Source organism: Pseudanabaena sp. FACHB-1998, from assembly GCF_014696355.1.
Lineage (GTDB): Bacteria > Cyanobacteriota > Cyanobacteriia > Pseudanabaenales > Pseudanabaenaceae > Pseudanabaena.
The window spans coordinates 1-22,772 of record NZ_JACJQA010000030.1; the positions used below are offsets into that span (position 1 = coordinate 1).

Genomic DNA, 22,772 nt, shown 5'->3' on the forward strand with positions numbered 1-22,772 from the left:
CACAAAACCAGAAGCGAGTTGCGGCGCTTCGCGCCGCAACTCGCTTCTGGTTTTGTGTCTTAACAAGAATGGCAACAGCTATATTAAAGCGCTTTACGCTCAAACCCAAACCAAGATATTTTTTGAAAGTGTTGCGAAGCAACACTTTCAAAAAATATCTTGTGGTTCGTTTCATCGGTAATTGCTGTAAACAGAATAAGCAGGGCAAAGCCCTGCTTATTCTGTTAATGATTCGTCTATGGGGTGCAATTTAGGCTAAATTTATATAAAAATTGCAATTTTAATAATTAGGTTGATAAGCCGTGTTTATATATTCATTCCATCGTTTATCGCAATCCATCAAAAAATTTTGCTATCAATTTAGCTTTGGTGCGATCGCCTTATTGATTAGCTTTCATTTATTCACAGTTGATGCGTGGGCTTTGCAGGTATCCGACATTCCCGATCTTGCCGAGCTTAAAACCATCACCGATCAAACTTGGGTAATTGATGATTCGGAAGTACTCAGTGCCTTAACTAAAAGCACGGTCGCCAACAAAGCCGAAAAACTAGCAGAAGCTACGGGAATAGATGTCCATGTAGTAGCAATTCGGCGGATTGATTTAGGGCAGCCAGTCGCAGAATTTACCGCCGAACTATTTGACAAATGGTTCCCAACCGAAGAAGACAAAGCCAATCAAGTTCTCCTATTTCTCGCGACCGAAGATCACCGTACTGCTATTGAGACTGGCTCCAAAGTAAAAGCAGTTTTACCCGCAAACATTGCTATGAGCATTGCTGATGAAACTATGCTCTATCCTGCCAGAAAGGCAAACTATAACCAAGCGGTCAATGAAGGAATGTCGCGTTTGGAAGCCGTATTGAAAGGAAATCCCGATCCAGGAGCGCCTCTCCTTGCCGTGGAAGAGTCAGAGACTAGCAACTATGCCACCAAGGAAGAAACGGAGGCGAGTTCTTCTAATCTCGTTGTCATTTTGTTGTTGATTTTGGCAACATTGCTACCAATGGCTACCTACTACTGGTTACAAGGCAAACCATAAAGATTAATGGCGGCGCATCGCGCCGCCATTAATCTTTATGGGGATTATTCATAGTTATCCTGTGCCAAATTTGGAGGCGCAACCGCACGAACAATCCTCACCTTGTGGCTTTCTCTTTGAGTTTGGGCTTCGATCGCGATCGCCTCAAAGGCAACATCAATACTACTTAAAGGAATGGAAATATTCGTCCGCGTCTCTATATAAGCCGTATCGGGAACCGTCACAAAGTCCAATAACCAACGGGGTCCATCCACAATCATTCGCGTCTGTAGGTCTTTAATCCAGAATTTTACAAAAAACTTGGGCGCGATCGCAGGTAAACGCACTGTTATCGCCATCGGCGTGCCTGAAATGATTTCGCCATTCGGAACAATGATTTCAGGAATAGGCACAGCTTCTTGCTCGGATAACGGCTGTGGCGAAGATTCTTGGAGATTACGGATAGTTTGCGCCGTTTCCGATAAGGTCTCCGCCGCAGAATTATTAACTGTTCTCACAGGAAAAGTATTAGGATCAACCGTCTCTTCCCAAACATATTCATTCAAAATTAGATCGGGTTCAGGAATAAGCAGCCGATCTAGCTCAGCATCTAACTCTATATCTAATTCTGCAAGGCTATTGGCTTCCGCGATTGTCAGTGGTGGTTGATCGAGACGATCTAGATCGATGGATATTCCCGTAAATGAATTCGTCAGCGAGTCCGTAGTCATTAACGGCTCACTAGATGGCACTTGGTCGAGTTGGAGTTCCTCAGTTCGCTGATTAGCTTTTTGGGCAGCGATCGCCTCAGCCGAGAGCGTCTGTAATTTATTGAGAAATCGATTATTGCGAGTCTGCGGCGGATTAAGAGTTTGGTTAAAAGTCGGCAAGGAACTACTAGGGTTCTTATTTGCTTCTTGAAGAGGTTGTTCTAGCAATTCCTCGTAGTTTTGAGGCAGTTCCTCTTCAAAGCTATAGGTTAATTCGGGTTCCTCTTTATTAGGAACTAAATTAGGGCGATCGGTATTCCTCACTTCGGAAGAAGCATCCAAATCTCCCGCCCAATCAGCAAAAGCAGGATCGCCATCAAATGAGGATAAATCATTGATCGCCGCCTGTGGAAAACTATCTGAATCAACTTCTGTAATTGATGGATTTGATGGCTTTTGATGAAGCGGTGGTAAAGGAGGCAGGGATAAGGAAACTTCAAGGCGTTGTGGCTCCAAAGGCTTATTCTCTGCGCTTTTGGGCTTGTTTGAAGGCAAAGGCGGCAGACTTAGGGCATTAGCTGGCTTCGATTTTGTCGATGGAGTTACCGTTGGTCTTTCAGCCTGTGGAAAACTTTGGGAATTCTGTGGATAACTAGGTGATTTGCGAAGGGGTGGCGATTCTGGAACCACATCTGGATAGCCACTTTGCCCAGAAGTTGCAGTTCTATCAGCATGATCCTGTTGAGACAGTTGGGACTGTTGAGCTTCTTTGATTAATTGTGGTAGAACGCGCGATGCAGGATAGGAAACCGCGATCGCTTGTTGGGTGATGAATAAATCGCCATACTGCTGAAAATCTTGGTGAGGATGAATTTGCACATCACCGATTAAAACTTGGATTTCCGATGGCGGCGGCACTTGAATTTTGTAGCTAAAGGGAATAGCTCCCGTTGAGGCATTGCGATCGCCTAAGTTAGTAACTGCATGGCTACTATTCACCACCACTTCAAGGGTTTGGGGATTTTTCAGGCTGACTTCAATTTCGCCCTTTGTATAAGCTTCACCAATGAGATTAAAGCTATTGTCTGCCTCGATAATGTATTGAGGTTGCTGTAAACGGAGTAAAATTCTCGGCTGAAGCGGCGCATTTGTCTCTGAATCAGGTTTTTCCGCTTCCGTAGAGACTAAATTTTCAAGATTAGTCTCACTTTCGCTATTTGCAGCTACTTCTCCATCTTCATTCTCTTCTGTTTGGTCATCATCATCAAACAGAGCAAATTCATCAAACATGGATTGCACAAGTTCCGTTGATCTTTGCTCTGCAATTTCCAGAATTGGCGAACTGTAAACAAGGGGTGCTGGTTCTGTTTGCTCAATCCCCAGAGCATTGGTATGAAAATCATTGGGAATTTCCGTGAGACTTTCTAAATCAGTTTCTTCAAGATCGCTATATTGCCACTCACCACCCGCATCAGCCGAAATTTGGATAACATCAAATTTAACCGTTTTTTTCCATCGGACAGCTTCTTTTTCGACTTCTTCTTCTTTTTCTAGGGGAGCCGTAAAACAATCTACTTGCCATAGACCGGGGGCAAAATTGGTATAGGGCATTACGATCAGCAATCCATCTTGGCTGATCCGCTTAGCGAGTTTTTGTTGTAAAGGTTGATGGCGCACTTCTGCGAGGGGCTGATAGCCGATCGCAATTCCCACTAGCTCATTAGCCGCGTCGGATCGTGCAGCGAGTCTGTACTGTCCCTCCAAAATCTCGACAGTTGGAGATTCTAAGGGCAACCAGGACTTATCACCTTTGCGTTGTAGCAAAAACTCCCAGTTTTCCATAGCGGCATCGCGGTTTAAGTGTGCTTAGTCATCGCAAATACTAACCCATCTAGGTTTGTATAGCAACCAGAAGGGAGCTACCAAAAAAATTTTAAAAGTGTTGCTTTGCAACACTTTTAAAATTTTTTTGCTTTGGTCTTAAATGGAAATTCCTAACTTCAAGCCAAGAGCCGCGTGAATAACTAAAAGCAATACGATCGCACTACCTAAATAGGCATGGGCATTACGCAGAAAGGGCTTATTCCCACCAAAGCCAGTGAGAGAAATTGCCCCATTGATCGCTAAAAGGGTGAGTACCACCGAACCTGTGATGAAGTGGGGGCTTTCGAGGAGTGGCTTACCTTGCATAATCAGGGATAGCAATCCGCCCGTATAGCCCGTGGCAAGAAATACTGTCATCAAAGGGGCAACTTTGCGATGATCGGCTTTGTTTTTGACCGCAACTTCGTTATCTGTCGCGGTTCGCCCCCGCCATCCTGAAATCGCGACAAACGATCCCATCGCAAAAATAACGATCGCCATAAAAAAAGGATGTCCCCAGTGAGTTACGGGTTCAGGGATATTGAGAGACTTGAACTGTTCGGAAATGGGCTGAAGTGACTCAGCTAGCTTAGTGGCAAATTCTGTCATAAATTTGAGACGAGGTTTTAAGAATGCGTTGGAAAGAGTTGGAAAGATTTACAAAAAAACTTTACAATTTTTAATAATTGTAGCAAGTTAGTACGATGCTATTTCATTTCTTTTCTACGAACAATTAGGGGTACGCGGCTTCGCCGCGTACCCCTAATTGTTCGTAGAAAGAGAGTATGTAGTAATATGTCAATGTAGATTACATGATCGCCTTTGCGATTAGCTAAAGCCAGTGAGTCAGATCGAAAAGTCGATCAGACAATTCCCAGACATACAGTTCCTCAATGAGAAAGCTCTAGAGATTTTAGCTAGGGCAATCGGTCTGTTTCGAGGAAACTTTGCGCTGATTATCGTTAACTGCAACTATCGCAGCCTCAGACAAAAGATTCTCTCTTCTCTAACAGCCAAGACAGGGTTACTCTATCGAGAAGTGTGGTGGCGTGAATCCCACGAATCGCTATATGAGAAATTACAACACTTCTGGCAAGATGACCCCGAGGGTTCGCTAGAACATATTCCTGCGCTGATGTGCTTGGGAATGGAGCAAGCTAGGGCTAAGAATTTAGCTAATTTATTTATAGATGCTAATTTATTTCGCGATCGCCTGAAGCGGCAACTTAACTGCCCCCTTGTGCTGTGGCTAAATGATGAGGAATTACGACAATTTTTGATTACGGCTCCAGAGTTAGCCAACCTCGCCGCTCCACCCATCAAGTTTGGGTTATCGCCGATTGAGTTAACTCGCGAAGTCTCTCAGCAAGTCGATCGCTTATTTGCCATTGCCACCAATCCACACATCCCCCTATTTTGGCAAGATACCCAAATTGATGCGGAGCGCGAATCCTTTTCCTATAATGAACTGGAATTAGCTAGGCAAGAACTGGGGCTAGCAAAGTATCTCGATCAAAACAGTCAAGAATCCCCTTCACCAGAATTAAATGCCAAATTGGACTTTGTCCTTGGGCGCTTGATGTGGCGATCGACGGAAGCTGCCACCAATGAAGTATATGAAGAATCCAATGGTGAGGTACATAGCGTCTCCCAGATTTATTATCAATGCAGCCTTGCCTATTGGGAACAAACCAATCGGCTCGTGGAGTGCGGGGTAATTTTATTTTATAAGGGCAATCTGTGGTGGCATAAATCCTTTGAGAATACGCGGCAGGCTCCCGCCTGTTGGCGCAAAGCGAAGCAATTTTTTCAGGCGGCGATCGCGGCTTTTCAAGAAGCTAATCGACAGGATCTCATGGCTAAATACAGCCGAGCCTATAGCGGTGTTTTGGAGATGCTACGGGAATGGGATGAACTGGAATCATGGATTAATTCTCTGTTGCCTTTGCATCAAGAGATGCCCCTTGAACTAGCTCAAGATTATGGATATCTAGCCAAAATTGCCATTGAGCATCGTGAATGGATACTGGTACAAGAATATTGCCGTAAGGCGTTGACTCAATTGGAGGTAGTTCCTAAGTTTGATGATGAAAATCTTGCCCATAATTGGTTGCGCCTAAGTGAGATTCAATCCGCGCAATGTCAGCTATTGATGACTCAGAGCCATGTGCAACTCCAAGACTTAACGACAGCTTCTAAACTGATTGAATCAACCCTTGAGACTTTTAATCTCAACTATTCTCCAAAGCTCTATATTCGCTTACTTGATACTTTCCATGAGATTGCCTTTGCCCAAGGGCGCTATCTGCAAGCCTTTACGACCAGACAGCACCAGCGATCGCTAGAGCAGCAATATGGATTAAGAGCCTTTATCGGTGCGGGTTCGCTTCAGCCTAAGCAATTTTCGCCCAATGCCAATATTACGGAATTGGATGCTAGTAAATTTGATGTTAACGCTAGTGAAATTACTGCCTCAGGACGATCGCAGGATGTTGCCCAACTCCTAGAAAGGATTCTGGCTAGCGAACATCAACTCACGGTCATTCACGGAGAATCAGGAGTGGGCAAAAGCTCCCTTGTGAATGCGGGGCTGATTCCTGCATTGTTGCAGCGATCGCTTACGGGGCTAGAGTTACTTCCAATTAAAATTCACATTTACACGGACTGGATTAAGGCGATCGCTTCAGAATTGCAGGATTACACGACAAATGATGCCGATCATCCTCGCTCAATCAGCGCTTTAGCCTCTTTGTCGGCTTTGAACAATGGTTCTAGTAATAATTCTAGTAATGGCTCTAGTAATGGTTCTCACAATAATGGCTTTAGTGAACTCCGCAAAGGCGATCCCATCATTCTCCTCCATAAATTTCGGCAATTAGCTTCCCTTGGCGTGCATATTGTGCTGATTTTCGATCAATTTGAGGAATTCTTTTTTACATTTACACAGGCTCAAGAAAGAACTGTCTTCATTAATTTTTGGCAAAGCTGCCTCAAAATTCCATCTCTAAAATTAGTCGTCTCGATTCGGGAAGACTATCTCCATTTACTGCTGGATCTGGAAGCAAATCAAGCGGAAGTTGATATCCTCAGTCGTAATTTCCGTTATGCGATCGGTAATCTGTCTCCCAGTGATGCCAAGACTTTGATCGAAAATCTCACCGAACATGCCAACTTCTCCCTTGAAGAGCCATTGATTAACGAATTAGTGCGCGACTTAGCAGGCGATCGCGGTTCGGTACGTCCCATTGAGTTACAACTTGTCGGTTCGCAACTACAGGACAGCAATATTACTACCCTCGCCGAGTATAACCTTGCGGGGCGAAAGCAACGCCTCGTGGAGCGATCGGTAGAAGAAGTAATTCAAGCCTGCGGTAATGCGGCGTTTGTGGCTCAACAGGTCATGCTATTGCTGACCGATGAGCAGGGCAAGCGTCCCTTAAAAACTTACATGGAATTACGCACAGGGATTTTGCCCTACTCTAGCAACACCGAGGAATTAGATTTAGTCTTAGAAATTCTCATTGGCTCAGGGCTGGTATTCCAATTACCTGAATTTCCTAGTAAGCGCTATCAGTTGGTGCATGATTACCTCGTGCCATTTATTCGAGCCAACCAAGAGGCAGGCTTATTAGAGGAGCTAACCAAAGTTCGTTCGTCAGCTCAACGTAGCCAAGCCAATCTCAATCGCCTTACTAAAATCGCCCTCGTAGGGACAGTGGTAGCTCTATTTGTAATGGCAGGTTTAGCCTTTCAAGCCAATCGCCAAAGACATCTGGCGGAATCTGGCGAAATTGAAGCGTTAATTTCTTCCGCCCAATCGAGTTTTCTGCTCAATCGTCATCTTGAAGCCCTGACTACCGCCATTCAATCTGCGAAGAAATTAAATGCGATCGATGCAGGGGAAGATAAAACCAGAATTACCAAACTAACTTTTAATGCGCTCCAAGATATTATCTACAATATGAGGGAACGCTATCGCTTTAATCCCGAAAAGTTAGATTCTCCATTTTATGTAGCTAAATTTAGTCCTGACGGAAATACCCTTGCCTTTGGTAGTTATGATGGTGGGGTCTATCTATTTCAAAGGAATGGTAAACCGATTTCGCGCTTGGTTGGTTATAAAGTCAAATATGTGCGGAGTCTGAGCTTTAGTCCCGATGGCAAAAAGCTTGCCTCAGTGGGTAAAGGAAAAAATGTCAGGATTTGGGATGTTCAATCTGGCAAGTTAATGGGTAAGTTTTATGCCCACAGTATGGATATCTCGAAAGTGAGTTTTCATCCTAACGGTAAATTGCTGCTTACAGGCAGTTTCGATGGATCTGTTAAACTCTGGGATAGCGATCGCGGTATCGAGATTAGAACATTTAATCCCCAAAGCCGTAATGTTAACTCTACGGACAACTCCATCAAACCTCAGTCTATAAAGCTGGCGAAACAAGTAAGCGATCCCATCCAAGATGTTAGCTTCAGTCCTGATGGCAAATGGATTGTAATTGCTAAAAATACGGTAATTTCGATCTGGGATTTAGATGGTAATTTAGTCGCAGACACGATCGCCCATGACAATCGCATTCTCAGCGTGAGCTTTCATCCTAGCGGTAAAATGATCGCCTCGTCAGGGGGAGACGATACGGTAAAACTTTGGAAAATCGTAGAGCTACCAACAAGTACGTGGCGCATTGAACTGGACAAACCTTACAAAGGCAATCCTACCGATGTTTTGAGCTTAAACTTTAGCTCCGATGGTCGCCATATTGCCTTTGGCTCTCAAGATAATTCGATCCAAGTTCTCAATTTAGACGGAACTATTGAAATGAAATTGGGTGGTCATACGGGCGGTGTTTTTGATGTTTCCTTTAGTCCTGATGGTCGTTATTTGATCTCCGCAAGCAAAGATCGCACGGTCAGGCTATGGGATCTCAAAACCACTTTAATCGATACCGTCTATGGACATACGGATACGGTGTGGTCAGTGAGTTTTCGTCCCGATGGACAGGTATTTGCTTCGGGTAGTGTCGATAAAACAGTTCGCATTTGGAACACTGATGGAACTTTAAAGCAAGAACTCTTAGGTCACGAAGGAATTGTCTATGGAGTTAGCTACAGCCCCGATGGCAAGAAGTTAGTTTCCTCTAGTACGGACAAAACTGTCAGAGTTTGGGACGCTGAAACGGGTAAATTACTGAACTTATTGAATATTCATGGTGCAGAACTGATCTATGCAACCTTCAGCCCTGATCAAAAGATCCTTGCGACCCTTGGCAATGACAATAAAATCAAGCTCTGGCAATGGGACGATACCAATAGTCCTAAGCTATTACAGGTTTTAGAAGGACATACCAAAGAGGTATGGGGAATTTCCTTTAGTCCCGACAATCGCTTTATTGCCTCAACCAGCAACGATCAAACGGTGAAAGTATGGAATGTCAATAATGGTCAAAATGTGATGACAATGGAATCCGCCCATGTTAATGGTGGCTTAGCGATCGCCTATAGTCGTGATGGCAAGCTCATTGGCTCGGCAGGCAAAGATGGCAAGCTGAAGTTATGGAATGCTCAAACTGGCATTCTGGAAAAAGAGATTTCTAGTGAAGATGGCTCTTGGATTTATGGGCTGAACTTTAGTCCCGATGGCAAAGCGATCGCCACGGCAACGGCGGACAAAAAGATTAAAATCATCGATCTTGCTACTGGTGAAACCGTGAAAACCCTCTCTGGTCATACTGCGGAAGTAAACTCGGTGACCTATAGCCCCAACGGAAAAGTCCTGATTTCGGCGAGTCGCGATAATACGCTCAAGGTATGGAATGCGGAGACTTTGACTTTTAATGAATTAGTAGAGAGAGGATGTAATTTGTTGGAAAATTACCTGCTGTATACCCCAACAGTTAAACCAGAGCAGAAACAAATTTGCAAACCATAAATAATGGCGGCGCTCTGCGCCGCCATTATTTATAACAATTCTCCTGATTCTTGGAGAGAATGTAAACGGTGATAGATTCCGCCTTGATCGAGAAGTTGTTGATGGGAACCAACTTCGACAATTTCACCTTGATCTAAAACCACGATTTTATCGGCTTCGCGGACAGTGCTGAGGCGATGGGCAATCACGATGGTGGTGCGCGTGCCTTGAATCCGTCGCATCGCTAATTGAATCGATCGCTCTGATTCATAATCAAGGCTAGAGGTCGCCTCATCAAATACCAAAATATCAGGATTGACTAGCAAAGCTCTGGCAATACCTAAGCGCTGACGCTGACCACCTGAGAGCCGCACACCCCGTTCTCCCACAACAGTGTTATAGCCCTTGGGTAACAAATGCAGAAAATCATCAACACTGGCGATCGCACAGGCTTCTTGGACTTCGGCAAAAGTCGCGTGAGGATTTCCATAGACCAGATTATCCATTAGAGTTCCATTAAAAATATCGACTTCCTGATGCACGATCGCTAAACGCTTGCGATAGCCCGTAATGTCCAATTCCGTAATGCTTTGACCATCAATGAAGATGCTGCCGCTAGTTGGTTCAAAATAACGAAATAGTAACTTAACTAAAGTTGATTTGCCCGAACCAGAACGCCCTACTAAGGCAACGGTTTCATAGGGGGCGATCGTAAAAGTAATCTTTTCGAGAACTGGGCGATCGCGGTCATAGCCAAAATTGAGATTACGGAATTCGACTTTGCCCGTAAATTGATATTCAGGATAGGAAGCGTCTGGGTGGAGAGAGATTGCCGCATCTTGTCCCTTAGATTGCTTCATGAACTCATGGAACCGCAGCATCGATGAATATCGACGGGCAAACACCTCCGCCAGCAAACAAATTGGCTTAATTTCAGAATAAGCCATACTCGCTAAGGTGGTAATCGTGATGAAATGCCCAATGGACATTTTGCCACCGAAGGTAGCAAATAAAGCTGCACCGAAGACGACAAATTGGCAAGCTTCCAAGATGGTGTCGCGCACCATTCCCAACTTGACATAGCCAATGTGAATTCCCCATAGCGAAATTTTGGCTTCGCGTTCAAGGCGTTCGCTTTGGCGCTTATATTCCTTAGCTTCATTCGCAAAAGCCTTCACGGTTTTGATATTGGTAATGATTTCGGAAGTACGACTTTCCGTATTCTCTTGATAAATATCGAGCCGTTCCTCAGTGTCTGAAAGACTTTTGAGCTTTTGCAAACTTCCCAGCAGCACCACAATAAATGACACTAAAAAGAAGGCGGCAATCCACCAAGCGATCGCGCCGATAACCAGAAAGATACCGAGAATTCGCACCGTCTTAGGAATTAATTGTCCCGCAATCTCAGGATATGACCACATATGATTGGCTAAACCCCGTGATACCCTGCCCGCAATCCGACCCGCATTATTCTCATCGTAAAACTCGATGGGTAAGGAGAGGATTTTGGCGATCGCCTTGCGCGTCTGATCGCGGCGAGTTTTGAGCGCAATTTCCCAATGGAAGTTATTAGCAATTAAGACTTGGATCGGCGCACGGATGACCGTCACCACAAAAATTAAGGCTAATAAAATAATGAGCGATGTCATCCCACTAATCGATTGCCCAAACATACTAGCTACGGCAACAACCAAGCTATTGATCTCAGGATCAAGCGATCGCCCAGACAATATATTCAGAATTTGACCCACGGCGTAGGGAACGGTGAGGTCAATAATTTCAAAAGCACTAGAACCAATAATGCTCCAGATCGCCATTTTGCGATAGCGACGAAAATAATTTACGATGTCCCAGAAATTTGCTGTCATAAGGTAGTCATGAGTTAGATACAGAAACAACAGCATTGATTGCTTCGCGAATTACTTCTGCACCAGCCCCAGCAATGCAGGACTTGTCGGTGAGAATTCGCTTCCACAGTCGGCTACCCGCCTGACCATGAAATAATTGCAGCATATGTCTCGTAATTTTATGCAATTTCAAGCCTCGCGCTGTCCATGTTTCGATATAGGGAATCATGGCGGCGGCGACTTCAAGGCGATCGCGCATAGGCGATGGTTCGCCCATAAAATCACCAAAGAACAGGCGATCGCTCTGGGCAAATAAATAGGGATTGTCGTAGGCGGCGCGTCCGATCATCACCCCATCGACATGATCTAATTGTTCTTGAGCTTGCTCTAGGGTCGTAAAACCTCCATTAATTTCAATGAACAAATGAGGGAATTCGCTCTTTAAGCGATGCACATCGCCATAGCGCAGGGGTGGAACTTCGCGATTATCTTTAGGGCTTAGCCCCTGTAGCCAAGCCTTTCGCGCATGGACAGAGAAGCGTTGACAACCCACTTCCGATAGAATCTTCACGAAATTGTGCATATCTTCGTAACTATCTAAATCATCTACGCCAATGCGATGTTTCACCGATACAGGAATCTGCGTAGCCGCAATCATCGCCTCAATACATTGCGCCACCAGTTCGGGAGTTTTCATTAAGCAAGCGCCAAAATTGCCACTCTGGACGCGATCGCTAGGACAACCCACATTCAAATTAATTTCGTCATAACCCATCGCTTCAGCAATCCGCGCACATTCAGCGAGGTCTTGCGGATTGTCGCCGCCCACTTGTAGAGCTAGGGGCTTTTCCTGTGGTGAAAATCCTAATAGATAATCTTTGTCGCCATGCTTAATCGCCGCACTAGTCACCATTTCCGTATAAAGCAGCGTCCGCCGCGTAATTTGGCGCATGAAATAACGATAATGGCGATCAGTGCGATCCATCATCGGCGCAATGCTGAGGGGATAGGTGGGATGGCGAGTTGACCGATGGGAAAGAGACAGTTCCAAAAGGCTAGTCATGGCAAAATGGGATTATAGAGAAGTAGTACGCATACCACCTCTCTATAGTAAACTTGTGTCTGCATTTTGTGTTTAGAGGCTTTGAAGATTCGTGAGTGCGCCAGAGATTTTGTCCCCAAATTCAGCCCCTGCCGATTCGGTAAATAGAGTTAAAAAGCTCGCCGTACTGGCTTCGGGCAGTGGCAGCAATTTGGAGGCGATCGCGCAAGCCATTGAGAATGGACAAATAGCTGCGGAAATCGCGGTGATGATCTATAACGAGCCTGAAGCCTTGGTACGTCAGCGTGCCGAAAGATTTGGCATCCCTGCAATTCTAGTCAATCATCGCAACTACAAAACCCGAAAAGAGCTAGACCTTGCGATTATTCAAATTCTTCAACAACATGGGATCGATTTGGTGATTATGGCAGGCTGGATGCGAATTGTGACTCAGGTTCTCATTGATGCTTTTCCCGAACGGATTCTAAATATTCATCCTAGTTTGTTACCTAGTTTTAAAGGTATCCATGCGATCGAGCAAGCCTTTAACTATGGCGTAAAAATTACGGGCTGTACTGTCCATCTGTTGAGTCTCGAAGTCGATAGCGGTAAAATTATTCAGCAAGCTGCGGTTCCCATTCTTCCTGAAGACAGTCTCGAAGATCTCCAAAAACGCATTCAAATTCAAGAACATATCATCTATCCTCAAGCGATCGCCGAATATCTCCCAACCCTAAATCCCCCTCAATAAATGACGTTACGTGGAACCTTCCACGTAACGTCATTTAGAAAAAATCAAAGAATCTTTAATTCCACTTCTTTAAACATTAGAATCATCTATCCGTAAAGTCTTGAGCCAAATTTGAAACTAGCTAGAGAGATATAATATTTATAAGCTCATTACAAGCACAAACAAATGACTTGGACAAATGAAACCTTCCCGAATTACTATTGAGCCATAATTTTTTGTTTTCAGCGATCGCGAAAAATCGTGGTTAAAATAGCATCACGAAATATTGCCTTGCTTTTAACTATATAAGTCCCCCCCGATGCCGTGAAACTCCTCCAAATTTTTCAAGCCTTCCCCTTTTTCGATCGCACCGTAGATAAATGGGCTACCGAAGCTCGTCTTTTGCGATGGCTGACTTTTTTATGGCTATTTGCAGGATTAGCAGTACTTTTTTCGGCATCCTACCCCGTTGCGGATCTGGCTTTTAAAGACGGAGCGCTTTATTTCAAATATCAATTAGCTTGGGCGGCGATCGGGCTACTGCTTTTTAATGGCATTGTGCATTTACCTTTAAAGTTCATGCTCAAAATCAGCCCGATCTTCTTATTTATAATTCTTGCCCTGCTTTATGCGACTCATATCCCGGGTTTAGGGACTACTCGTAACGCCGCCACCCGTTGGCTATCGGTGGGATCGAGTTCATTTTTACTCCAGCCATCGGAGTTAATTAAGCCTTTTTTGATTTTGCAAGCAGCTCAGCTTTTTGGCAATTGGAATCGCACCCATTGGAAAACTCGCACCTTTTGGCTGGTGGTTTTTTTGCTGGTGTTGGGCGGAATCTTGATGCAGCCAAGTTTGAGCGTAACGGCTCTTTGTGGGATTACGCTGTGGTTAATTGCGCTAGGAGCAGGTTTGCCGAGTTTCCAACTATTTGGCACGGCGGCTTTAGGTACTTGTGTAGCGATCGCGAGTGTGACGTTTCGGGAATACCAAAGACGACGGATTATGTCCTTTCTTGATCCTTGGCAAGATCAAGCGGGTGATGGCTATCAGTTGACGCAAAGTTTGATGGCGATCGGTTCGGGCGGTCTATGGGGGACTGGATTTGGACTATCGCAACAAAAGTTATTTTTGCCAATTCAATATACGGACTTTATTTTTGCAATTTTTGCGGAAGAATTTGGACTGTTTGGCGGTATTTGCCTATTAGCTTTGGTAATGATCTACGGCACGATTGGGCTATCCGTTACTTACAAATGTAAAGATCCTGTGATTCGCTTAATTGCTCTTGGTTGCACGTCTTTAATTGTGGTGCAAGCACTTTTAAATGTGGGTGTGGCAACGGGTGTATTGCCAACTACGGGCTTGCCTTTCCCATTTCTCAGTTATGGTGGTAGCTCAACCCTATCTTGTTTGTTTATTGCGGGCTTGTTAATTCGCTCAGCCAGAGAGATGTCAACGGCGGATGTGATTCCTTTTGCCCGAGGAAAAGGCGATCGCCCTGATCTAAATTCTAAACGCCAGGAAAAATTAGGGGCTTCAAGGAGGCAATTTTTCCCATCTAAATAATTTGTGAGAGTGTGTTCCTTCGGGGCGCATTTCAAAATCCAAGCAGCGAGTTGCGGCGCGAAGCGCCGCCTTTCGTATCGCTATACAATGTTTTTCTGAATGCTACTTTTTTAGCCACTTTAATTGATGTCTCAACCCGATTTAAACTCCCCTGCTGGCTATTTGACAGTTTTGCGTAATCGCCAATTTTTAGCACTATGGATCGCGCAAATCCTCTCGCAACTGGTCGATAAAATTGTGCTGATTTTGCTGATTGCGATCGCTGTTTCTAGTGATTACAAAGATTACCCCGTCCCCGTAAATACCCGTGAGTCATTGATCATGATTGCCATGACTTTGCCTGCGGTTTTCCTCGGTTCGATCGCGGGAATTTTTGTGGATTGGCATCCGAAGCGCGAGGTGATGATTTTGTGCAATTTTTTACGGGGAGGGTGTATTTTTGTGATTCCTTTTCTGCCCAACTCGCTGATGGTGCTGCTGATCATCACCTTTATTATTTCTACGCTTACTAACTTTTTTGCTCCTGCCGAACAGTCCGCCATTCCCTTGATTGTCCCTGAATCGGATCTTCTACCTGCTAATGCCCTATTTACGATCACGATGGTGGGTTCTTTGATTGTGGGGTTTGCGATCGGCTCGCCATTACTCACATGGACAATGCAAGTTTTCCCGAACGCTAGAGAATACAGTCGCGAAGTTTTGCTTGGCTCTTTATATATTTTGTCAGGATTAGTTTTGTTTATTTTGCCTAGTAATGAGGTGATTGAGCCGAAAAAAGAAGGGGTGGGTATTTGGTCAGATTTGAAGGATGCTTTTAAATATGTGCATCACCATCATTTGATTGGTGGAGCGATGATTCAATTAACGCTTCTTTATGCAGTTTTGGGGACAATGCAAAAACTATCGCTAAATTTGGCGGAGGTGGTGACCAATAATCGCGATGATTTTGGGTTTTTTGTGGCTTCCGTGGGCGTTGGCTTAGCGATTGGGGCATTTATCTTGGGACAGTTTGGCGATCGCTTTGCCCATCAACCTTTGCCCTTTATCGGGTTTATTGGCATGGCGATCGGGCTATTTATGTTTGCCTTTGTTTCTAATCTATGGGTGGGTTTAGCAGTAGGGGGATTTATTGGTTTACATGGGGCTTTAGTGGCAATTCCGATGCAAACTGCGATTCAAAAATATACGCCCGAAAATATGCGCGGCAAAGTTTTTGGCTTGTTAAATAATGGCGAAAATATTGCGGCAAGTTTGCCCCTAGCCCTAGCAGCGATCGCCCTTGATCTTTCCACCAGTGCCTTTGGTAAGCAGGGTGGCTTTCAGCTGGTTTTAATTGTTTTGAGTTTGATCGTCCTTGCCCTTGGGATGTGGGCATGGAATCGCACTAAAAAAGCATTGCAAAAAGTCCTATAAACCAAAAAGGGCGCTAAGCGCCCTTTTTGGTTTATTAAGTTGAAAAATAAAAAATGGCTTTGCCATTTTTTTATTTTTATTTAGCGATCGCCTCTTGCACCATCTGAGCTAATTCACCCCGATTATTTAGTTCCATGACAATGTCACAACCGCCCACAAACTCACCATCAATATAAATTTGGGGAAAAGTTGGCCAGCTAGAAAACTCTTTCATTCCTTGGCGCAAGTCATTATCTTCCAGAATATTGGCAGAGTCGTAGGGCTGTCCCAAAGAATTAAAAACTTGCACAACTGCGGCGGAAAATCCGCACATAGGCTGTTGGGGTGTGCCTTTGATGTAGAGCATGATCTTATTGTCTTGAATTTGGCTCTTGATCTTGGTTTCCAAAATGGGGCTAAGCATAGTGATAAATTGTCTGCATGTTAATTGACTATTGTTACTTACTATAGCAACCAAGAAAAAAGAAGAGTCGCTTTGCGACTCTTCTTTTTTGTCCTATTTTCTTGAAATCTCACTTTTCGAGCTTTATGGCAAAACCAAATATTATGAGGCGACGCGAAGCGCAGCCTCATAATATTTAGACATCATGCTTAGCTCGCCAATTTGGATAGTTAGACTTAGGCGCTCTGAGACATTCCTCAACTAATTCCGCGACATTCCGCCAAGTAATGTCATCGCGTCCTAATAGCTCTCGCAACTGCACCAAGGTATCTTCTAGCTCTAGATTGAATTTCTCAAAAGGTAGCGGTGACAAAGCTCGTTCGGGAGCCTGAATTACTTTAGCTAAAGCTTCTTTGACGAGATTAATAATTTGATTCGTCATGTCAGATTTAACTCTTTGACGTAAATTCTGTAGCCCACGCCGACTCGTGGCGTACATGGGGGGCAACCGATTTAAAACGTAGGCAGAAACATCGTCACTACTGATCTTTTGTTGAATAACTTCGTCTAAGCGTTGGACTCGACGAACCACGATCGCCTCTACCAGAGTTTCGAGAATATTGCTATAGCGATATCCTGTGCCTGACATATAGGACTCAAAGTCTTTAATTTCCGCAGAAATTTCTTTTTCGCTTTTAGGTACTTTATCGACATTCGATAGGATCGAAGTGTTGACTCGTCTCCGCACGGCATAGCTCCTTGCTAACAGAGAGTTACGTCGGTCTAGGCTGACATAGGAGCCATTACCAAGGCTAGCGTAGTACCCTGAGTCCAAGGCATCTCTGACGATTTCAGGGACATCTTTCCACTTCAGATAATCTTTGTTAAATAATTTGCGTAGTTTAGCTAGCGATCGCGCTTGGCTAATGAGTTCATGGGCAGGAATGGGATCTTGCTGTCTTAAAACATCACTTTGAGTACTCAAAAAGCCATTACGCACAGTTTTGGCGATCGCTTTTCCTAACTCTTGCTCGGCTTTTTTGCGTTGTTGAACCCACCCACGCTGAGTTGTGGCATACATTGGTGGTAGACGATTGAGGGTATAGGCGATCACTTCACTGAGATCGACCCGCTTTTTGACATCAGTACCCAGTCGTTTATATTGGGACTCTGCTTCTTCAATGACTAGTTCTTCTAGCGCATTTCTACAACTGCTCATATGCCGCCCTTTGCTGTTGGGGAGTAGATCTGCTGATATGTCAGCTTACTCTAATCTAGTAAAGCTCTAAATCTAACATAAAAATAATTTGCCATATAGCTTAACGTTAAGCTATCCGCAATTCTTCTTAAAATAACCCAAAAAGCGAGTTGCGGCGCGAAGCGCCGCAACTCGCTTTTTGGGTTTTATGTTCTAAGCAAAACTTACATTTCTACCCACTCACGAAAGTGTGCCAACACTTTCGTGAGTGGGTAGAAAAAACTCAAGAAAGTCGTTACGGGACTGCCCAGCCACAAAAAAAAGTGGCTAGACATCATTGATGGTGTCGTCAGGAATTGTGGTTTTGGATAATCCCGCGATCGCCCTTAAATTTTGACAACGAATTAATTCTGTAAATTCTGGCGTATTACGTCCTGCTAGTTTCGCAGCCGCAGGAATTGCATCTAGCATTGCTCTGGCTGCCTCGACTTCTGTATAACCTCGTTTTTGAGCGATTTCGATCGCCTCATTATCGGCTAGTACCTGTACTTGCGAGCTTTTATTAGTGCGTAAGATTTGATTGATCCCAATTGTTCCTAATAAAAAGGCGATCGCGATGCCCGTCACATCTCCCTGCACCGCTTCCACAATTCCTCCTATGGCAGCCGCCGCCGCAATTCCTTGATAAGCGCCTGTTTGTAGCCATTTTGTTTTTTGTCGCCAACTAATCTCATGGAGTAGCAACATATCTCTATGGGATTCGGGTAGTTGTCGCCATAGTCGAAAATTAATATTTATTTGTGCGCCTTTTTGCCAAGGCAAAATTGCTAAACTCGAAATTAGTTCAGGTTGCTCAGGTTTAGACTTGATCGCCGTATACATCCGCCAAGAGGCGGGTAGCAAATCTCGTAGGCGGGCAATTTCTTCGTTGATGTTCATAATAGAATTGAGCTTCCTCTGTTACTTTGCAACTTTACTTCGCAAATATTTCGCAACCCATGAGCAATAATTTAACCATCGCCGATGCTGAGCGTGTTCTTTGGGAACTAAGTGACCTAGATGCCGAAGCCGCAACTTTAGAGCGTCGATCGCAAATTTGCGAAGCCCTAGATTTTTTGACTAAACAGGCTGATTATCACATCTTTGGGATCTGTGCTGATACCACTCAAGAAGCCATGCAAGCTTTACAAAGTTATGCCACGCATTTTCGCTATGAACTGCCCGAAGCTGATCTTCCTGCGATCGCGGATGGTATTTATCTAAAATATAATCCTCGCAGCCGTCGCTACCATTCTGATAATTACAAAGGTAATTATCGTGGGGTGTTGCTTTCGTTGCACACCGACTTTACCGACGGTTATAGCGGTACTCACGGGCATTTTCCGTTAGACCTTTTTTTATAGCTGTGAAGAGAATGGCGGCGCATTGCGCCGCCATTCTCTTCTTGTTTTTTTCTTAAAAAACTTCTCGTGTAAAAGTGCCATGCAACCCATAAGGCACATGATGCTTTAAATGCAAAGTTGCCACAGGTTTAGCAGAAATATTCTGAGCATCAAGGATTACCAGATCAGAACGGTTATGTTCGGCATCAAAAATTAAAGTCAATACCCATCCATCATCCTCCGCACTCGCACTGCGATCGCGGGGGACAAAAATCGGCTCACTAATAAAGCCGCGTGGCGCAAAACTATGAAACTCTTGCTTACCCGTTTGCATATCGACTTTAGCGATCGCCTGCAAAGGTGCGTTACCCGATTCCTGAGCGATCGCGCCAATGTAGGTATAACGATATTCCTGCCCCATACAACGGGGATGTACCACAGGAAACTCACAGGATCTTTCTAAGATTAACTCCCGCTTTACCGTGCCAAGCTTAGGATTAATCGTAAATCGCCATAGCTGACCCGCAATCACCTTATCAAAATCAATTTCCCGAAAATCCGTATTTGGCTCTAATTTGGGATAGTCAGGATAGCAAACTGAATCCACAATAATTTCATCACCTCGTTCAAAGGCATTGCAATGATGGAATACAAAACAAGGGTCTGTCTCTAAAGTCTGCAAATTACCTTGGCGATCGATAATCAAAAACTGACTCGCTGTATTTGGCTTTAGTTCAATGCATTCTCCTGCCGTTGCCAAACCCAAAATAAAAGGCAAAGGCTTAAAAGACACAGGATTTTGCATAAAAATCCGATAATTTTGCGTATAGGCAAAATCATGCAAGAAGCAAAATCCCGATACCTGTACCGATGATTCCGTAAATAGCTCACCGTCAGGGGTTACCTGATAGATCGAAATCGTCGATTTAGGACCAGGCTGCACCCCAAAGCCCCACAGATCTCCCGTGCGATCGTCCTTGCGTGGGTGCGCTGTAAAAACTTTTCCTGTTTCTAACTTGCCATCAAAATTTTCTAACCCTAGAGTATCCAAATTTTTAGGATTAAGCGCATAGGGTTGGGCTGCCTCCCAGAGAGCTAATAGCTTGCCGCCCTGATAAACCACATTCGTATTAGCAACATTCTTATTCTTTAGATCAAAAATATTACTCAGCCAGCCTCCCTTTCTCTGTGTCCCAAATACCCCCCGATATAAGATTTTCCCTGCTTTCTGCTCCGCCAAAAATTCGGGGGTTTTCACAAACTGATTCGTAAAATGTGCCTTGCCATCCTTAAAGGCGATCGCGCAGATCATGCCATCTCCATCAAAGGGATGCCCATATTTCTGTCCATTAACATCAAGCTGCCCTGGCCCGTTACGAAACAAAGTTCCTTCAAGCTCTAAAGGTATATTCCCCTCGATCTCATCAATCCAATAAGCTTGCTCAGTACGCAGAGACTCATACCCCTTTTGCCAATCCGAGCGCGAAAAAGTAGCCGAGACAGCCTGAACCATAAATCTTTACAAATAACTACAAATAGCTTTCTATCTATTGTAACAATTTCGTCACAATTATGATCGATGTTCATATAGGGGGGGGCTAAGCCACACTGTACTCCCTTCCCACCCAAGGATTAGGGGTGAGGCGCTTTGCGCCTCACCCCTAATCCTTGGGTGGGAAGGGAGTATGAATATTGGTATTTATAAAAATGCTTAGGAATTTGGAGGTGGACTAGAAATATCCTTAAGCGATCGCCCCATTTCTTGCTCTGTCTCAGTCAAAGACCAGCGATAGGAAACCTCAATGCCGTGATACTCGCACATATCCTCCACCTGTTTTTGTAAAGCAAAAGCCTTGCGTAAATTAATAATTGCTGCCTGAAGATGCTCTCTCGATACATTGAGCTTAGAACCAAGATGGGGTTGCTTCATCTCGTTATGTAACGCTGGCAAAGTCTGACGTTCCAATAACTGAAGTAAAAGCTCGTAATGAATATGAGATGGAACAGGAAGTGAACTCACAGATACCTCGATCAATGCAAAACCAAAATTTAAACTTAGCTATATATCAATCCTAAAGGGTTGGTGGAAATGTAACCCTTTAGGCTGAGTTTGCACAAACCCTAAAATCTACAAATGATTTAGGACTGCTATATTTGGGAAGCTATGGGGGTGACCCTATTAGAAGTACTGTCAAGAAACTATCTAGATTGCTTCGCGTCAAGCACAACACCAAGACTCAATACCTAAAAACAATTGTAGAGGATAACTTTATGTCATTCTTACGGACATCTCTGGGACTAACACTCATCTTTGCCTTTGGCGCACCACAAATTCTCACTTCCAACACCAGCGCGATCGCTCAAACTCTTACTCCCGCTAATACTGGTTCCCCCACACCCACCTTAATTTCGCAAACCAGTAATATTATTTTCGTTGCCCCAAATGGCTTAGATACTAATCTTGGTACGGCTGCTCAACCTCTGCGATCGCTTACCGCCGCTCTCCAAAAGAAACCCGCCAAAGGTACTATTATTCAGCTATCTGCTGGTAACTACACCGCAGAAACAGGCGAACAATTTCCTCTCAAAATTCCCGCAGGTGTCACTCTTAGAGGTAATACCCTTAACCAAGGCAAAGACATCATCATCTCAGGTGGTGGACGATTCATTAGCCCTACCTTTGCCCGTCAAAATATTGCCCTCCTTGCCGCAGATGGCGCAATCATCGAAGGTATTACCCTCACTAACTCCAATCCTAGAGGTTACGCTCTTTGGGTCGAATCAGCCCAAAATGTCACTATTGCTAATAACACCTTTACTAAGTCCACCCATGACGGTGTTTTTCTCACAGGTACGACCACCGCTAACATTCTTAGCAACATCTTTATCCAAAATGGCGCAAACGGTATTTCTGTTTTAGGTACAAGCTCGGGTCAAATTCAAGGCAATACTTTTTACAACACAGGCTTTGGCTTAGCGATCGGGCAAAAATCTCAAGTTTTAGTCCAATCCAATCGCATTATTAACAATCGCGGTGGCATTGTTGTCTCTAACCTATCCACACCTACCTTTCGCAGCAACCTCATTGCCAACAACCTAGAAAATGGACTAGTTGTGCTTAAAGATCGTAAAGGTCAGCCCACAGTCGATCTCGGTACAACAGCAAATCTTGGACAAAATATTTTTCAAAACAACAAACAATTCGATATCAACAATGCCTCAGGCGTAAAACTCATTGCGATCGGTAACCAAGCCGACCCAAAACGCACTCAAGGAGCGATCGAATTAGTCGTACCCAAATCTCCCCTAATAGCACCCGTCACCCCCGAACCCGTTATCCCCATTGAGCCATCTAAAACTACTCCAAAGCCCAATAGCAAGCCACAAACCCAGACCAAACCAACTTCAACAACAAACCCAACATCCCAAAAAGTAAATACTCAGCCAGCAACAAAACTATCTCCCGTTAAACCAGTAACCCCCTTACCTAAGCGTTAGATAAAAGTCAATTCGCAAAATGCTTGCCCAGCAACGCTTTGAATTCAATGTCGATCAACTTTTCAAAACAAAACTACAAAACCTATTGACAAAGCAATGTAAGGTTGCTAAGTTAGTAAAGCGCTGAAGGGAGGCGAAGCGAAAGCAAGCCGACCTAAACTGAAAGGAAAAGCGCGAAGAACCTAGACAAAAGAATAGTTTGAAAGCTTTAAGAAAC

Annotated in this window: 17 protein-coding genes; 8 read left to right on the plus strand and 9 right to left on the minus strand. The window is 44.3% G+C overall.

Features of this window, described 5'->3' with window-relative positions; translation table 11 throughout:
* Both H6F42_RS21755 and H6F42_RS13210 read left to right on the plus strand, forming a co-directional pair.
* Window positions 1-254, plus strand: a 254-nt coding sequence (locus tag H6F42_RS21755; RefSeq protein WP_206755007.1) for a hypothetical protein, incomplete at its 5' end; no start/stop codon positions are given.
* 48 nt (window positions 255-302) lie between these two features.
* Window positions 303-1,040, plus strand: a complete 738-nt coding sequence (locus tag H6F42_RS13210) for a TPM domain-containing protein (protein WP_190399837.1) — start codon at window positions 303-305, stop codon at window positions 1,038-1,040.
* 44 nt (window positions 1,041-1,084) lie between these two features.
* Here H6F42_RS13210 and H6F42_RS13215 read toward each other — a convergent pair whose 3' ends face one another.
* A complete protein-coding gene (locus H6F42_RS13215) occupies window positions 1,085-3,571 on the minus strand; it encodes a hypothetical protein (RefSeq protein ID WP_190399838.1) in 2,487 nt (828 codons plus the stop codon).
* Between the two features lie 138 nt (window positions 3,572-3,709).
* Window positions 3,710-4,201 (minus strand): DUF4079 domain-containing protein, encoded by a 492-nt coding sequence (locus H6F42_RS13220; RefSeq protein ID WP_190399839.1) that lies wholly within the window; start codon window positions 4,199-4,201, stop codon window positions 3,710-3,712.
* Window positions 4,202-4,433: 232 nt separating this feature from the next.
* On the opposite strand from H6F42_RS13220, the gene H6F42_RS13225 reads away from it, so the two are divergent.
* Window positions 4,434-9,515: an AAA family ATPase gene (locus H6F42_RS13225; protein WP_190399840.1), complete on the plus strand. Its 5,082-nt coding sequence runs from the start codon at window positions 4,434-4,436 to the stop codon at window positions 9,513-9,515.
* Between the two features lie 29 nt (window positions 9,516-9,544).
* On the opposite strand, the gene H6F42_RS13230 is transcribed toward H6F42_RS13225, so the two are convergent.
* Both H6F42_RS13230 and dusA read right to left on the minus strand, forming a co-directional pair.
* A complete protein-coding gene (locus H6F42_RS13230) occupies window positions 9,545-11,362 on the minus strand; it encodes an ABC transporter ATP-binding protein (RefSeq protein WP_190399841.1) in 1,818 nt (605 codons plus the stop codon).
* A 7-nt stretch (window positions 11,363-11,369) separates the two neighbouring features.
* Window positions 11,370-12,404 (minus strand): tRNA dihydrouridine(20/20a) synthase DusA, encoded by a 1,035-nt coding sequence (gene dusA / locus H6F42_RS13235; protein ID WP_190399842.1) that lies wholly within the window; start codon window positions 12,402-12,404, stop codon window positions 11,370-11,372.
* A 106-nt stretch (window positions 12,405-12,510) separates the two neighbouring features.
* Here dusA and purN point away from each other — a divergent pair, with 106 nt between their 5' ends.
* From purN to H6F42_RS13250, 3 genes are all read left to right on the plus strand, one after another.
* The gene (gene purN, locus H6F42_RS13240; RefSeq protein ID WP_347272308.1) at window positions 12,511-13,134 is read left to right on the plus strand and encodes a phosphoribosylglycinamide formyltransferase; all 624 of its coding nucleotides are present in this window, start codon (window positions 12,511-12,513) and stop codon (window positions 13,132-13,134) included.
* Window positions 13,135-13,437: 303 nt separating this feature from the next.
* Window positions 13,438-14,682 carry an FtsW/RodA/SpoVE family cell cycle protein gene (locus H6F42_RS13245; protein ID WP_190399844.1) on the plus strand — a complete coding sequence of 415 codons (1,245 nt, stop codon included), beginning with the start codon at window positions 13,438-13,440 and terminating at the stop codon, window positions 14,680-14,682.
* Between the two features lie 126 nt (window positions 14,683-14,808).
* Window positions 14,809-16,095 carry an MFS transporter gene (locus H6F42_RS13250; protein ID WP_190399845.1) on the plus strand — a complete coding sequence of 429 codons (1,287 nt, stop codon included), beginning with the start codon at window positions 14,809-14,811 and terminating at the stop codon, window positions 16,093-16,095.
* 76 nt (window positions 16,096-16,171) lie between these two features.
* On the opposite strand, the gene grxD is transcribed toward H6F42_RS13250, so the two are convergent.
* From grxD to H6F42_RS13265, 3 genes are all read right to left on the minus strand, one after another.
* Window positions 16,172-16,498, minus strand: coding sequence for a Grx4 family monothiol glutaredoxin (gene grxD / locus H6F42_RS13255; RefSeq protein WP_190399846.1), 327 nt, complete (start codon window positions 16,496-16,498; stop codon window positions 16,172-16,174).
* A 175-nt stretch (window positions 16,499-16,673) separates the two neighbouring features.
* On the minus strand, window positions 16,674-17,696 hold the full coding sequence (locus H6F42_RS13260) for a late competence development ComFB family protein (protein ID WP_190399847.1): 1,023 nt from the start codon (window positions 17,694-17,696) through the stop codon (window positions 16,674-16,676).
* 306 nt (window positions 17,697-18,002) lie between these two features.
* On the minus strand, window positions 18,003-18,614 hold the full coding sequence (locus tag H6F42_RS13265) for a DUF3318 domain-containing protein (protein ID WP_190399848.1): 612 nt from the start codon (window positions 18,612-18,614) through the stop codon (window positions 18,003-18,005).
* Window positions 18,615-18,673: 59 nt separating this feature from the next.
* On the opposite strand from H6F42_RS13265, the gene H6F42_RS13270 reads away from it, so the two are divergent.
* Window positions 18,674-19,078, plus strand: a complete 405-nt coding sequence (locus H6F42_RS13270; protein WP_190399849.1) for a DUF1824 family protein — start codon at window positions 18,674-18,676, stop codon at window positions 19,076-19,078.
* A gap of 52 nt (window positions 19,079-19,130) precedes the next feature.
* On the opposite strand, the gene H6F42_RS13275 is transcribed toward H6F42_RS13270, so the two are convergent.
* Window positions 19,131-20,570: a carotenoid oxygenase family protein gene (locus tag H6F42_RS13275; protein ID WP_190399850.1), complete on the minus strand. Its 1,440-nt coding sequence runs from the start codon at window positions 20,568-20,570 to the stop codon at window positions 19,131-19,133.
* A 198-nt stretch (window positions 20,571-20,768) separates the two neighbouring features.
* Window positions 20,769-21,077, minus strand: a complete 309-nt coding sequence (locus H6F42_RS13280; RefSeq protein ID WP_190399851.1) for a DUF5340 family protein — start codon at window positions 21,075-21,077, stop codon at window positions 20,769-20,771.
* Between the two features lie 251 nt (window positions 21,078-21,328).
* Between H6F42_RS13280 and H6F42_RS13285 the strand changes: the two genes are divergently transcribed.
* Window positions 21,329-22,555 carry a DUF1565 domain-containing protein gene (locus H6F42_RS13285; protein ID WP_190399852.1) on the plus strand — a complete coding sequence of 409 codons (1,227 nt, stop codon included), beginning with the start codon at window positions 21,329-21,331 and terminating at the stop codon, window positions 22,553-22,555.
* Window positions 22,556-22,772 lie beyond the last annotated feature (217 nt).